Source organism: Rubrivivax gelatinosus (assembly GCF_004340905.1).
GTDB classification, from domain to species: domain Bacteria; phylum Pseudomonadota; class Gammaproteobacteria; order Burkholderiales; family Burkholderiaceae_C; genus Rubrivivax; species Rubrivivax gelatinosus.
This window is the reverse complement of the sequence record NZ_SLXD01000012.1, coordinates 100,085-112,856: the sequence shown is the minus strand read 5'-3', so window position 1 is coordinate 112,856 and position 12,772 is coordinate 100,085. Positions and strand designations below refer to the sequence as shown.

General features: G+C 69.7%; 12 protein-coding genes. 1 reads left to right on the top strand and 11 read right to left on the bottom strand.

The window, feature by feature from the left end:
• Together msrP and EV684_RS18260 are read right to left on the bottom strand one after the other, a co-directional pair.
• Positions 1-972, bottom strand: coding sequence for a protein-methionine-sulfoxide reductase catalytic subunit MsrP (msrP, locus tag EV684_RS18265; RefSeq protein ID WP_132648724.1), 972 nt, complete (start codon positions 970-972; stop codon positions 1-3).
• Between the two features lie 153 nt (positions 973-1,125).
• Positions 1,126-1,737, bottom strand: coding sequence for a c-type cytochrome (locus EV684_RS18260; RefSeq protein ID WP_132648723.1), 612 nt, complete (start codon positions 1,735-1,737; stop codon positions 1,126-1,128).
• Between the two features lie 61 nt (positions 1,738-1,798).
• On the opposite strand from EV684_RS18260, the gene yihA reads away from it, so the two are divergent.
• On the top strand, positions 1,799-2,479 hold the full coding sequence (gene yihA, locus EV684_RS18255) for a ribosome biogenesis GTP-binding protein YihA/YsxC (protein ID WP_132648722.1): 681 nt from the start codon (positions 1,799-1,801) through the stop codon (positions 2,477-2,479).
• On the opposite strand, the gene EV684_RS18250 is transcribed toward yihA, so the two are convergent.
• The 9 genes from EV684_RS18250 to EV684_RS18210 all read right to left on the bottom strand — a co-directional run bounded on the left by EV684_RS18250 (position 2,476) and on the right by EV684_RS18210 (position 12,761).
• Positions 2,476-4,071 (bottom strand): DUF1631 family protein, encoded by a 1,596-nt coding sequence (locus tag EV684_RS18250; RefSeq protein ID WP_132648721.1) that lies wholly within the window; start codon positions 4,069-4,071, stop codon positions 2,476-2,478. The genes yihA and EV684_RS18250 overlap by 4 nt on opposite strands.
• 184 nt (positions 4,072-4,255) lie before the next feature.
• Positions 4,256-5,902 (bottom strand): chaperonin GroEL, encoded by a 1,647-nt coding sequence (groL, locus tag EV684_RS18245; protein ID WP_132648720.1) that lies wholly within the window; start codon positions 5,900-5,902, stop codon positions 4,256-4,258.
• A gap of 33 nt (positions 5,903-5,935) precedes the next feature.
• Entirely contained in the window at positions 5,936-6,226 is a 291-nt protein-coding gene (locus tag EV684_RS18240) for a co-chaperone GroES (RefSeq protein ID WP_029672911.1), read from the bottom strand.
• Between the two features lie 220 nt (positions 6,227-6,446).
• Entirely contained in the window at positions 6,447-8,219 is a 1,773-nt protein-coding gene (nifA, locus tag EV684_RS18235; protein ID WP_132648719.1) for a nif-specific transcriptional activator NifA, read from the bottom strand.
• A 210-nt stretch (positions 8,220-8,429) separates the two neighbouring features.
• On the bottom strand, positions 8,430-8,885 hold the full coding sequence (locus EV684_RS18230) for a ferritin-like domain-containing protein (protein WP_132648718.1): 456 nt from the start codon (positions 8,883-8,885) through the stop codon (positions 8,430-8,432).
• Positions 8,886-9,053: 168 nt separating this feature from the next.
• The gene (locus EV684_RS18225) at positions 9,054-9,353 is read right to left on the bottom strand and encodes a ferredoxin family protein (RefSeq protein WP_132648717.1); all 300 of its coding nucleotides are present in this window, start codon (positions 9,351-9,353) and stop codon (positions 9,054-9,056) included.
• Positions 9,350-10,657: an FAD-dependent oxidoreductase gene (locus tag EV684_RS18220; protein ID WP_132648716.1), complete on the bottom strand. Its 1,308-nt coding sequence runs from the start codon at positions 10,655-10,657 to the stop codon at positions 9,350-9,352. Before EV684_RS18220 ends, EV684_RS18225 begins: the two co-directional genes overlap by 4 nt.
• 142 nt (positions 10,658-10,799) lie before the next feature.
• On the bottom strand, positions 10,800-11,900 hold the full coding sequence (locus EV684_RS18215) for an electron transfer flavoprotein subunit alpha/FixB family protein (RefSeq protein ID WP_132648715.1): 1,101 nt from the start codon (positions 11,898-11,900) through the stop codon (positions 10,800-10,802).
• 12 nt (positions 11,901-11,912) lie between these two features.
• Positions 11,913-12,761 carry an electron transfer flavoprotein subunit beta/FixA family protein gene (locus EV684_RS18210; RefSeq protein ID WP_132648714.1) on the bottom strand — a complete coding sequence of 283 codons (849 nt, stop codon included), beginning with the start codon at positions 12,759-12,761 and terminating at the stop codon, positions 11,913-11,915.
• Positions 12,762-12,772 lie beyond the last annotated feature (11 nt).

Below are 12,772 nucleotides of genomic sequence, written 5' to 3'. Positions count from 1 at the left end.
TCAGTAGTTCTTCTTCAGGTCCAGCCCGGCGTAGAGCTGGCCGACCTGCGGCTCGTAGCCGTTGAACATCAGCGTCGGCCGGCGCCTGGCGAACAGGCCTTCGCCGATGCGGCGCTCGCTGGCCTGGCTCCAGCGCGGGTGGTCGACCGTCGGGTTGACGTTGGCGTAGAAGCCGTATTCCTCGGGCGCGGTGCGCTGCCAGGCGCTGCGCGGCGGCTGCTCGACGAAGCGGATCGCGACCAGGCTCTTGGCCGACTTGAAGCCGTACTTCCAGGGCACGACCAGGCGCAGCGGCGCGCCGTTCTGCGGCGGCAGCACCTCGCCGTAGAGGCCGAAGGCAAGCAGCGTCAGCGGGTGCATCGCCTCGTCCAGACGCAGCCCCTCGACATAGGGCCAGGGGATGATGTTCGAGCGCAGGCCGGGCATCTGCTTGGCGTCGGCCAGCGTCTCGAACTGCAGGTAGCGCGCGCTGCCCAGCGGCTCGACGCGGCGGATCAGTTCGGCCAGCGAGTAGCCGACCCAGGGGATCACCATCGACCAGCCTTCGACGCAGCGCAGGCGGTAGACGCGCTCTTCCATCGGCGCCAGCTTCAGCAGCGTGTCCAGGTCCCAGCGGCCGGGTTTCTTCACCAGGCCGTCGACGACGACGGTCCAGGGCCGGGTCTGCAGCTTCTGTGCGCGTTGTGCGGGGTCGGCCTTGTCGGTGCCGAACTCGTAGAAGTTGTTGTAGCTGGTGACGTCGCCGTAGGCCGTCGGCGCTTCCATCGTCGCCGCGCCCGGCACCGCGCTGCGCGCGCCGGGCAGCGCATCACGTTTTCCCGGCCGGGCGGTCGCGGCCAGCGCCGGCAGCGCCGTCGCAGCTGCACCGGCCATCAGGCCCTGGATCAGCGTGCGCCGCTGGCGCCAGACCTCGTGCGGGGTGATCTCGCTGGCCAGCGGGTGCAGGTGGCCACGGTCTTTCAGGTACAGCATCGGGCGCTCGGGGGAAGACGGGCACGCAAGGTAGCGCAAAGCGTTGCGACGCGTCGTCCGGGCCCGCAGATCACGGGCGCGCCGAGGGAGATCGTCGCCCCGGAAACAAGTCGGGCCGGCGAAAGCCGGCCCGACGTGCAGGGCTGCGGTCGATCAGTGCAGGCCGGCGATGTAGTCGGCCACGGCCTTGATCTCGGCGTCGCTCAGCTTGGCGGCGATGGCCGTCATCTGCACGCTGTTGGCACGTTCGCCGGAGCGGAAGGTGTTGAGCTGCGCCGTCGTGTACTCGACGTGCTGGCCACCCAGGCGCGGGTACTGCGCCGGGATGCCGGCGCCGTTCGGGCTGTGGCAGCCCGAGCAGGCCGGGACCTTCTTCGAGGCGATGCCGCCCCGGTAGATGGCCTGGCCCAGGGCGATCGTCTCCTTGGAGGTCGCTTCGCCCTTGACCGCCGGCTTGGCGGCGAAGAAGGCGGCGACGTTGACCATGTCCTCGGGCGTCAGCGGCGCGGCCATGCCCATCATGATCGGGTTCATGCGCTTGCCGGCCTTGAACTCGGTCAGCTGCTTGACGATGTAGGCCTGGTGCTGGCCTTGCAGGATCGGGTAGATCGGGATGCCACGCGTGCCGTCTGCCGCATGGCAGGCCATGCAGGTGGCCGCCGTGATCTGGCCCTTGGCGAGATCCGGCTTGGCGGGCTTCGCTTCCTGGGCGAAGGCGGGGCCGGCGGCGAGCGCGGCGAGGGTCAGGGCGACGGCGAACTTCATGCGGCGGGGGCCTCGGTCGGCAGGTGTTCGGGTGTCAAACCGCAGGATTTTACAATGGCCCATGACGTCAACCTTTCGAGATGTGCCAAGCGACCCTGAAAAGAGTGCGCTGGCCTGGGCGCACAGCGCGCGTTTCCTGACGACCGCGAGCCGTCTGGACCAGTTGCCTCAGGGCGAACTGCCCGAGATCGCCTTCGTCGGACGCAGCAATGCAGGCAAGTCCACGGCGATCAACACGCTGGCTCAGCAGCGCCGTCTGGCCTTCGCTTCGCGAACGCCGGGCCGCACGCAGCACATCAACCTCTTCGAGGTGGGGCCGAAGGACGCGCCCGACGCGCTCTTCGCCGACCTGCCCGGCTACGGCTATGCCGCCGTCGCGCGCAGCGCCAAGCTGCGCTGGCAGGAGGTGATGGCGCAGTACCTCGAGCTTCGGCGCGCGCTGCACGGCGTCGTGCTGATGATCGACTCGCGACTGGGTTTCACCGACCTGGACCGGCGGCTGCTGGGGCTGATCGCGCCGCGCGTGGCCAACGGCGAAGTGCGTCTGCTGGCCGTGCTGACCAAGTGCGACAAGCTCAACCGCCGCGAGGCCGATGCCGCGCTGGCGGGCGCGCAGCAGGTGCTCGGCGAGATCGCGACCGAGAACGCCGAGATCGGCGTCGTGCTGTTCTCGGCGCTGTCGCGGCGCGGTCTGGACGACGTCGCGACGACGCTGCGTGGCTGGATCGCGCCCGCGCCCTAACCGAGCTGGAAGGACCGCCGCATCACGCGTTTGGCGGCGGAGCGCACCAGCGAACGCGGCTTCAGCGTCGCCAGCAGGCCCTCGGTGCGCAGCGTCAGCAGCGCGCGCCGGCGCACGGCCCAGGTCTCGGGGCTTTCGGCGTCGCCGACGAGCCAGAGTTCGCCCAGTTCGCCCGGCCACAGCACCTGGGCCTTGACCCAGCGGCCCTGCAGGAAGACGTGCAGCCAGTCGGCGGGGCGCCGGGCCTGCAGCCAGGCCTGGGCGTCGCGGGGTTCGCCGGGGCCGTCGGCCGGCATCAGGTCGGCGGGCACGGTGTCGAGCTGGGCGATGTCGAGCGCGCCGCCCAGCGTCGAGGGCGGCGCGGCCGACGAGCACAGCCGTTCCTCGATGCGCTGCAGTTCGGCGATCTGCGCCGCGGCATCCGTGCAGCGGCGCGCGAAGCGGTGCTGGGCCTGGTGCTGCAGGCGCTCGCTGGCCCACTCGAACAGCGATGCGTTGGGCGCCGGTTCCGCCGCCAGGTGCTCGACCAGGCCTTGTGCGAAGCGCAGCGTCTGGCCGCGCTCCGGCTGGCCCGACGGCGGCAGCACCTCGCCGAGGTGGGCCAGATCGTCGAAGAAGCGCCACATCGTGTGCCCTTCGTCCTCCAGCGCCTTGGGTTCACGCAGCACCAGCCGCGTGGCGACCGATTGCAGCCGCGACAGCATCAGCGCGATGTCCTGCGCGATGCGGCGATCGGCCAGCATGGCGTCGAACAGGCCGGTGAGCAGCTCGATCGCGCGGCGTTCGGCGGGCGGCGCGTCGGTGGCGCCGGGCGGCACCGAGAGCGCGGGTTCGAGCGCGAGCGCGGGGGCGTCGTCGAAGCCCAGTTCCGCCGCCGGCGAGACCGCCGAGCGCACCAGGTCCAGCCCGGCGCCGAGGCTGATCTCGGGGCGGCGCGAACGCCGTGCACCCGAGGGCAGGATCATCGTGCGGTACGCCGCCGGCGTGACGCCCTGGCCCTCCAGGCGCGACGACGAGGCGGCGTAGGCCCGTCGCAGCGCCGCGGCCAGCGCCGGCGCGGCGTTGCGCATGAACAGCAGGTGGTGCCCGCGCGACAGCGGCAGGGCCTGCGCCGCGGCCCACAGCGCGCGTGCGTGCTGCGCCGGCCCGAAGGGGTTGTGGTCGCGTGCCAGGTCCATGTCGCCGACCAGCGCGGCGGTGAAGGTCTGCAGCTCGCGCAGCTCGTATTCGGCGGTGCTGCGGATCAGCTCGATGACGTGCGAGATCTCGACGTCGATCGCGACCGAGTCCTCGTCGACCAGCGACAGCGTGGCCGGCAGACCCGCGCCGCCCGCCGCCGAGCCGGTGGCCGAACGCTCGGCGAGCTGGCGCCTGAGCGAACGCAGGTAGTAGTCGGTGAGCGCGTCGCGCTGCGTGCCGATGGCCTGCAGCACGTCGGCGGCCGAGGCACGCGGCTGCGGCGAGAGCGTCGGCAGGCTCTGGCGCAGGTGGTCGACGGTACCGTCGATCGTCTGGTCGACGACCAGCGGCATGCGCAGCAGTTCATCGTCGATGAACTGCTGGAGCTCGGCTGGCGGGTTGAGGAACGGCATCTCTTGGAGATTATCGGCCGGCTGCGCCTGTGCAATAAGCCCGGGGCGGGGCCGAAATCCGGCTGGAAATGAAAAAAACCCGCCTCCTTGCGGAGACGGGTCCGGGTCCGGGGCGACAGACGCGCCACCGGCCGAGGCCGGCGGCGGCCGGTCGATACGGCGCACGAGGCGCCGTATCGCCGACTTACATGTCCATGCCCATGCCGCCCATGCCACCCATGCCGCCGCCGGCGGGCATCGGGGCTTCTTCCTTCGGCGCTTCGGCGACCATGCACTCGGTCGTCAGCATCAGGCTGGCGACGGAGGCGGCGTTCTGCAGCGCGGTACGGGTCACCTTGGTCGGGTCCAGGATGCCCATCTCGATCATGTCGCCGTAGGTGTCGTTGGCGGCGTTGTAGCCGAAGTTGCCGGCACCTTCGAGGACCTTGTTGATCACGACGCTGGGCTCGCCACCGGCGTTGGCGACGATCTCGCGCAGCGGCTGCTCGACGGCGCGCAGCACGATCTTGATGCCGGCGTCCTGGTCGTGGTTGTCGCCCTTCAGGCCACCGGCCACGGCGGCGCGGGCGCGCAGCAGCGCGACACCGCCACCGGCCACGATGCCTTCCTCGACGGCGGCACGGGTGGCGTGCAGCGCGTCTTCGACACGGGCCTTCTTTTCCTTCATCTCGACTTCGGTGGCGGCACCGACCTTGATGACGGCAACACCGCCGGCCAGCTTGGCCACGCGCTCTTGCAGCTTCTCGCGGTCGTAGTCGGAGGTCGCTTCCTCGATCTGGACGCGGATCTGCTTGACACGCGCCTCGATGTCGGCGGCTGCACCGGCGCCGTCGATGATCGTGGTGTTTTCCTTCGCGACTTCGACGCGCTTGGCCTGGCCCAGGTCGGCCAGCGTGGCCTTCTCGAGCGTCAGGCCGACTTCCTCGGCGATGACCTTGCCGCCCGTCAGGATGGCGATGTCCTCGAGCATGGCCTTGCGGCGGTCACCGAAGCCCGGGGCCTTGACGGCGACGACCTTCAGGATGCCGCGGATCGTGTTGACCACCAGGGTGGCCAGCGCTTCGCCTTCGACTTCCTCGGCGATGATCAGCAGCGGGCGGCCCGCCTTGGCGACTTGCTCGAGGATCGGGAGCAGGTCACGGATGTTGCTGATCTTCTTGTCGAACAGCAGGACGAACGGGCTCTCGAGCACCGCGACCTGCTTTTCCGGGTTGTTGATGAAGTACGGCGACAGGTAGCCGCGGTCGAACTGCATGCCCTCGACGACGTCGAGTTCGTTGTTCAGGCTCTTGCCGTCTTCGACGGTGATGACGCCTTCCTTGCCGACCTTGTCCATCGCGTCGGCGATGATCTTGCCGATCGACTCGTCGCTGTTGGCGGAGATCGAGCCGACCTGGCCGATTTCCTTGCTCGTCGTCGTCGGCTTGCTGGCCTTCTTCAGCTCTTCGGTCAGGGCCGTGACGGCCTTGTCGATGCCGCGCTTGAGGTCCATCGGGTTCATGCCCGCGGCGACGAACTTCATGCCTTCGCGCACGATCGACTGCGCCAGAACGGTCGCGGTCGTGGTGCCGTCACCGGCGTTGTCGCTGGTCTTGGAAGCGACTTCCTTGACCATCTGCGCGCCCATGTTCTGCAGCTTGTCCTTGAGCTCGATCTCCTTGGCGACCGAGACACCGTCCTTGGTGACGGTGGGGGCGCCGAACGAGCGCTCCAGGACCACGTTGCGGCCCTTGGGGCCCAGGGTGACCTTGACGGCGTTGGCGAGAACGTTCACGCCTTCGACCATGCGGTGGCGCGCGTCGGCGCCGAAAACCACGTCTTTAGCAGCCATGTGCTACCTCTTCGAATTCTGGGGGGAGGGGGATTACTTCTCGACGACGGCGAAGAGGTCTTCTTCGCGCATCACGAGCAGTTCGTCGCCGTCGACCTTGACGGTCTGGCCGCTGTACTTGCCGAACAGCACGCGGTCGCCGACCTTGATGTTCAGCACGACGAAGTCGCCCTTGTCGTTGCGCTTGCCCGGACCGACGGCCAGGACTTCACCCTGGTCGGGCTTCTCGGCGGCGTTGTCGGGGATGACGATGCCGGAGGCGGTCTTGGTCTCGTTCTCGAGACGCTTGACGATCACACGATCGTGCAGCGGACGAAGCTTCATTCACATCTCCTTGGGAGTCACGTTATGGCACTGGAGCGCCGCGCAGGCAGCGCTCGCTGACATGCGGCAACCGGGGGGCAGCGAATCTGCCTCGGTCGTTAGCACTCACCTGTGGCGAGTGCTAGCAGATGGATTATAGGGGCCGGTTCCGGCGCTTCAAGAGGCGGGAAATCGAGCCCCCACGCACGCGTCGGGGCCATGGCGGCGCGGCGCGCCGGCTTTAGAGCTTGCGCACCTCGATGCGGTGCTTCTGCAGCGCGTAACCGAGCTGGCGCGGCGTGATGCGCAGCAGCCTGGCGGCCTTGGCCTGCACCCAGCCGCACTGCTCCATCGCCCAGATCAGCCGCTCGCGTTCGCCGTCGGGAGCCGGGCCGGCCAGGCGCGAGACCGGCGGCGGCAGCTGCTGCGTCGGGCCGATGCGCGTGACGCCGTCGTGCACGATCTCGTCGTGCGCGCCGTCGGCCAGCGGTGGCGCCGGCGGTGGCGCCGGCGCCGCCCAGGACGCCTCGGGGGCCGGCGCCGCGTGGCCGTTGGTCGGCGGCAGCGCATGGCCGTTGAAGCCGTGGCCCGCGGCCGAGGCGGCCACGGCGTCGGCCTTGTCCAGGAAGTGCAGCGTCTGCGTCAGGCAGCGGTTGTTGCGGCAGGGGAAGGCGAGGTCGCGGATCAGGTCGCCCTGGACCATGGTCGCCGTGCGTTCGATGCAGTTCTCCAGTTCGCGCACGTTGCCCGGCCAGTAGCAGGCGGTCAGCACCTTCATCGCCTCGGGCGTGACCTTCAGGTTGCGCCGGTTCTCCTTGTTGAAGCGCTCGATGAAGTGCGTGACCAGCGGCGGGATGTCGCTGCGGCGCTCGCGCAGCGGCGGCAGGAAGATCGAGACGACGTTGATGCGGTAGTACAGGTCGGCGCGGTACTCGCCGCGCTGCACCATCTTCTCGAGGTCGCGGTTGGTGGCGCAGATCAGGCGCACGTCGACCTTGATCGGCTTGTTGCCTCCCACGCGCTCGAACTCGCGCTCCTGCAGCACGCGCAGCAGCTTGGCCTGGAAGCCCGGCGACACGTCGCCGATCTCGTCGAGGAACAGCGTGCCGCCGTGCGCGAGCTCGAAACGGCCCTTGCGCTCGCCGACGGCGCCGGTGAAGGCGCCGCGTTCGTGGCCGAAGAGTTCGCTCTCCAGCAGCGACTCGGTCAGCGCCGCGCAGTTGACCTTGACGAAGGCTGCGTCCTTGCGCGGCGACAGGAAGTGGATCGCGCGGGCGATCGCCTCCTTGCCGGTGCCGCTCTCGCCGCGCAGCAGCACCGTCGCGCGCGAGGGCGCGGCCTGGTGCACCTCGGTGAACACCTGCTGCATCGCACGCGACTCGCCGACCACGTTGTCCAGTGCCAGCCGGCCACGCGGCTCGCGCGCCAGCGCCTTCTGCAGCCGCGTCGTCTCCTGCAGCAGGCGCGAATGCTCCTCGGCCACCGCCAGGTGCAGCGCGGCCGACTGCGCCAGCAGCGTCGCGACCATCGTCAGCAGCCGCTGGTCGTCGGTGAGCCGCGCGCCGTCGTCCATCTCGCGCTGCGCGGCGAGCACGCCGACGGTGGCGCGGTCGGTCTTCATCGGCACGACGATGAAGGCCAGCGGCCGGTCGCCACGGGCGCCGAAGGCGCCGGTGCGGTCGAGGAACTCGGGCGAGTCCTGCACGTCGGGCACGACGGCGGCCATGCCGCTGGCGTAGACGCGGCCGATGACGCCTTCGCCGCTGCGCCAGTGGCCCCGTGCCGCCTGGTCGCGGTCCAGGCCGATCCAGCTGTGGATGCGCAACAGGTTGCCGCCATCCTCGGCCGGCATCACGACCATCGCGCGCTGCAGCCCGAGCTGCGACGCCAGCGTGTTCAGCGCCACGCGGAACGTGCGCGCGATGTCCAGCGACGCGCCCAGGACGCGGCAGACCTCGTAAACCGTGCTGAGCTGAACCTGGTAGCGCTCGCTCAGCGCCGTGCGACTCGACATCACGCACCTCCTGCGTCTGACGGGCGGGGCGAGGCGGTGCGGCGGGCCACCTCGGGGCGCCCGGCGCATCCTTGTCGGGCATTGCCCGCCATGCCGCCGCCGGTCGAGGATGCCAGTGCAAGAAGCACGCCGAATCGCGCCGACAGTCGAGGGAGGCCGTCGGTCGCTTGATGCAACGCAAAACGCCCGCGTCTCGTGCGCGGGCGAGGCTCAGCGGGCGGCGGCAGCGGCGAGCTTTTCCAGTTCGGCGACGTGCTGCGCCTCTTCGGCGGCGAACTCGCCGGCCAGTGCGCGCAGCTCGGCGTCGGTGCTGATCGCCGCGATCGCGGCGTAGAAGGCGTGGCCGCGGCGCTCGCTGTCCAGTGCCAGCGCCAGCGCGTCGGCGGCGCCCATCATCGGGTCGACGCCGGCCCAGTCGGCGGTCTCGGGCGGGATGCCGTCGGGCCACTCGAACTCGGCGGCCGACAGCTCGGGCAGCGTGCGCCAGCCCGCGCGCGCCTGGGCCTCGGCCAGGTGCAGGCGCGAGAAGTGCGCCATGCGGGCGAAGAAGGCACGCAGCTCGGCGTTGCCGTCGGTGCCCATCGAGGCCGCCAGGTCTTCGTAGCGGCGCGCCGCGTCGCGTTCGAGCGCGACGGCGTGGGCGAGGAATTTCTCGACGTCGTTCATGCCATGGGTCTTTCTGCTGTCACCGTCGGCGCACCCACCCCTTCGGGGACAGGTCGCCGCAGGCGACCAGGGGAGCGGCGTCGCCGGCGCGGGCCGGGCCCGATCCGGGTCCCCCGGTCGGGGCCGGTGCCCCCTCGGGGGGCGGCCGCCAGGCGGCCGGGGGCGAAATCATCCAAATTTGAAGAGGATGCCGTAGCCGCCGCGCGGCCAGTCCCACTCGACATTGGCGTGCTCGGTGCAGATCACGCGGCAACTGCCGCATTCCAGGCAGCCGTCGGTGATCAGCGTCACCGTGCCGTTGCCTTCGGCCTTGTAGCAGCTGGCCGGGCAGACGTAGGTGCAGGCCTGGGTCTGGCAGGTGTTGGCGCAGACCTCGGGCTTCCTGATCCGGATGTGCGGCCGGCCGTGGTCGACCTTGTAGCGGTTCTGGAACAGCTTCTCCTCGACGTTGACGACCGTCGTGCTCATCGCATCGCCCTCCACAGCTTGAACGCGTCGCCGAACAGCCCGGTGACGCGGCGGGCGGCCTTGAAGCTGCCCAGGATCTCGCGCTGCTTGGTCGACTTGTCGACGCCGTCGACCGTGAAGTAGGTCTTGGCGGCGCGGTTGACCAGCGCGGGGTAGGTGTCGAAGAAGTGCGGGCTGCGCTCCAGCACCTCGGGCAGGTGCTTGTACTTCTTCAGGTCCTTCATGACGAAGCTGGCGTCCAGCGCCGCCTTGTAGGCCGCGAGCGTTTGCGCCGTCATCGCCTTGCCGGCGGCCTTGGCCGCGGCGACGGTCTCGCCGGCCAGGCTGCCGCTGGTCATCGCCAGGTTGGAGCCTTCGCGGTGCACGGCGTTCACGAAGCCGGCCGAGTCGCCGACGATGAGCCAGCCGTTGCCGTAGAGCTGCGGCACGGCGCGCAGCCCGCCTTCGGGGATCAGGTGCGCGGCGTATTCCTTCATCTCGCCGCCTTCGAGCATCGGCGCGATGCTCGGGTGCTTCTTCAGCTTGTCCAGCAGCGCGTACGGCGTGGTGCGCTTGTCGTTGGCCTTGAAGTCCGACAGCAGGCAGCCGACGCCGATCGTCAGCGAGTCCTTGTTCGTGTAGAGGAAGCCGGTGCCGACCATGCCTTCGGTGACGCTGCCGACCATCTCGATGACGACGCCTTCCTCCTCCTTGACGTTGAAGCGCTGCTGGATCACCTCCTCGGGCATGAAGAGGATCTCCTTGACCGCCAGCGCCACGTTCTTGGCCTGGATCTCGCCGTGCAGCCCGGCCTTGCGCGCCAGCACCGAGTTGACGCCGTCGGCGAGCACGACGACGTCGGCGAAGACCTCGCCGCCGATGCGGTCGCAGCGCACGCCGACGCAGCGCTCGCCGTCCATCAGCAGCTCCTCGACGGTGGTCTCGCAGATCACCAGCGCGCCGGCTTCGCGCACCTTGGAGCTGAACCACTTGTCGAACTGGGCGCGGATGATCGTGTAGCGGTTGTAGGGCGGCTTGTTGTAGTCGTCGCTGCGGTAGTGGCTGCCGACGAAGCTGTTGTCGTCGAGCACCCACATGCGCTGCTCGATGATGTGGCGCTCCAGCGGCGCGTCGTCGCGGAAGTCGGGGATCAGCTTCTCCAGCGCGTCGGCGTAGAGGATCGCGCCCTGCACGTTCTTGCTGCCGGGGTATTCGCCGCGTTCGATCTGCAGCACCTTCAGCCCGGCCTTGGCCATCGTCAGCGCGGCCGCGTTGCCGGACGGGCCGGCGCCGACGACGATGGCGTCGAACTTCTCGTGGGACATCACTGCTCTCCTTGATCGTTTGACGGGCCAGGCGATGCCTGCACCGTCTGGCCTGAGCAAGCAGGCGCCGTGGAACCGGCTCTGCCGGGCCACTGGCGTCGCCCCCCTGGGGGGGAGGCGCCGAAGGCGCTTCGGGGGGGATTCATGCCACGCGGCGGACGCGCTTGGCCAGGTGGTTGCGGAAGACCTGGGTCAGCACCGGCAGCACCTGCATCGCGTTGCCGACGATGCCGTGGTGGGCGAAGTCGAAGATCGGCGCGTTCGGGTCGGTGTTGATCGCGACGATGCAGTCCGAGCTCTCCATGCCGACGCGGTGCTGGATCGCGCCCGAGACGCCGGCGGCGATGTAGAGCTTGGGCCGCACGGTCTTGCCGGTCTGGCCGACCTGGCGTTCGGTCTCGCACCAGCCGGCCTGGGTGACGGCGCGCGTGGCGCCGACCTCGGCGCCGAGCACACGCGCCAGCTCCCAGACGAGCTTGAAGTTCTCCGCCGTCTTCAGCCCCTTGCCGCCGCTGACGATGATGTCGGCGTAGGCCAGGTTGACGGTGTTGCGGCTGGCGTCGGGGATGAAGTCGAGCAGCTTGGTGACGATGTCGGTCTCGACCATGCCCAGCGCCATCTCGACGATGTCGCCGCTGCGCGTGTCGTCGCGGCGCGGCATGGCCATCACGCGCGGGCGCACGGTGGCCATCTGCGGGCGGTAGGCCAGCGTCATGATCGTGCACAGCAGCGAGCCGCCGAAGGTCGGCCGCGTCGCGGCCAGCGCGCGGCCGTCGATGCGCAGCTCGGTGCAGTCGGCGGTGAGGCCCGTGCCCAGCGTCGTCGCGACGCTGCCGGCGAGGTCGCGGCCCATCGTCGTCGCGCCCAGCAGCAGGATCTCGGGCTGGTGGGTGTTGACGAGGTCGGTCAGGCCCTTGGTGAAGGGCTCGTTGCGGTAGCCCTGCAGCACCGGGTCGCGCATGACGTAGCAGCGGTCGGCGCCGTAGGTGTAGGCCTCTTTCGCGTAGCGCTCCAGGTCGTCGGCCGGGCCGCCCATCAGCACGCCGCTGACGCTGACGCCCAGCGTGTCGGCGAGTTTTCGCGCCTCGCCCATCAGCTCCCAGCTGACGCTGTGCACGTGGCCGCGGTCGTGTTCGATGAAGACCCAGACGCCTTTGTAGGCCTTCAGGTGTTCGGGCAGTTCGGTGTTGCGCCCGGCGCGACCGGCCGGCTTGGCGGGCGCGGGCTTGGCGGCTTCGCTCATCTCGCGACTCCTTCAGGCAGACAGGCGCTCGACGGTCTCGTCTTCGAGCGTCGGATGCGTGGTGAAGATCTTCTGCAGCAGGTTCAGGCAGACGTCGTTGACGCTGGAGTCGGCGACGACCTGCATCTCGGCCTTGGTGGCGCGCGGCGTCGGGCCGAAGACCTTGCTGACGACGGTCGGCGAGCCCTTCAGGCCGATCTTGGAGACGTCCTCGATGCCGGCGTCGTCCTTGTTCCAGCGCCGCACCGGGCAGCGGCCGGCGCGCAGCATGTCGGCCATCGTCGCGAAGCGCATCTCGTTCGTGCCTTCGAGCATCGTGATCAGCGAGGGCAGCGACGTCTGCAGCAGCTGCACGCCGCCCTCGGCGCGGCGCTCGACGCGGATGCGGCGGCCGTCGAGGTCGACCTCGACGATGCGGCTGACGTAGGTCAGCAGGTTCACGCCCAGGCGTTTGGCGATGCCGGGGCCGACCTGGGCGGTGTCGCCGTCGATCGTCTGCTTGCCGGTGAAGATCAGGTCGACCGCCTGCTCCTGGCCGATCTTGCGGATCGCCGCGGCCAGCGCGTAGCTGGTGGCCAGCGTGTCGGCGCCGGCGAAGGAGCGGTCGGTGACCAGGATCGCGTCGGTGGCGCCGAAGCTGATGCACTTGCGCAGCGCGTCCTCGGCCTGCGGCGGGCCCATGCAGAGCACGGTGACGCGGCCGCCGAACTGGTCCTTCAGACGCAGCGCCTCTTCCAGCGCGAACAGGTCGTACGGGTTGACGATCGCCGGCACGCCCTGGCGCATGATGGTGTTGGTCACCGGATGGACGCGGATCTGCGCCGAGTCCGGCACCTGCTTGATGCAGACGACGATGTGCATGGCTGCTCCTT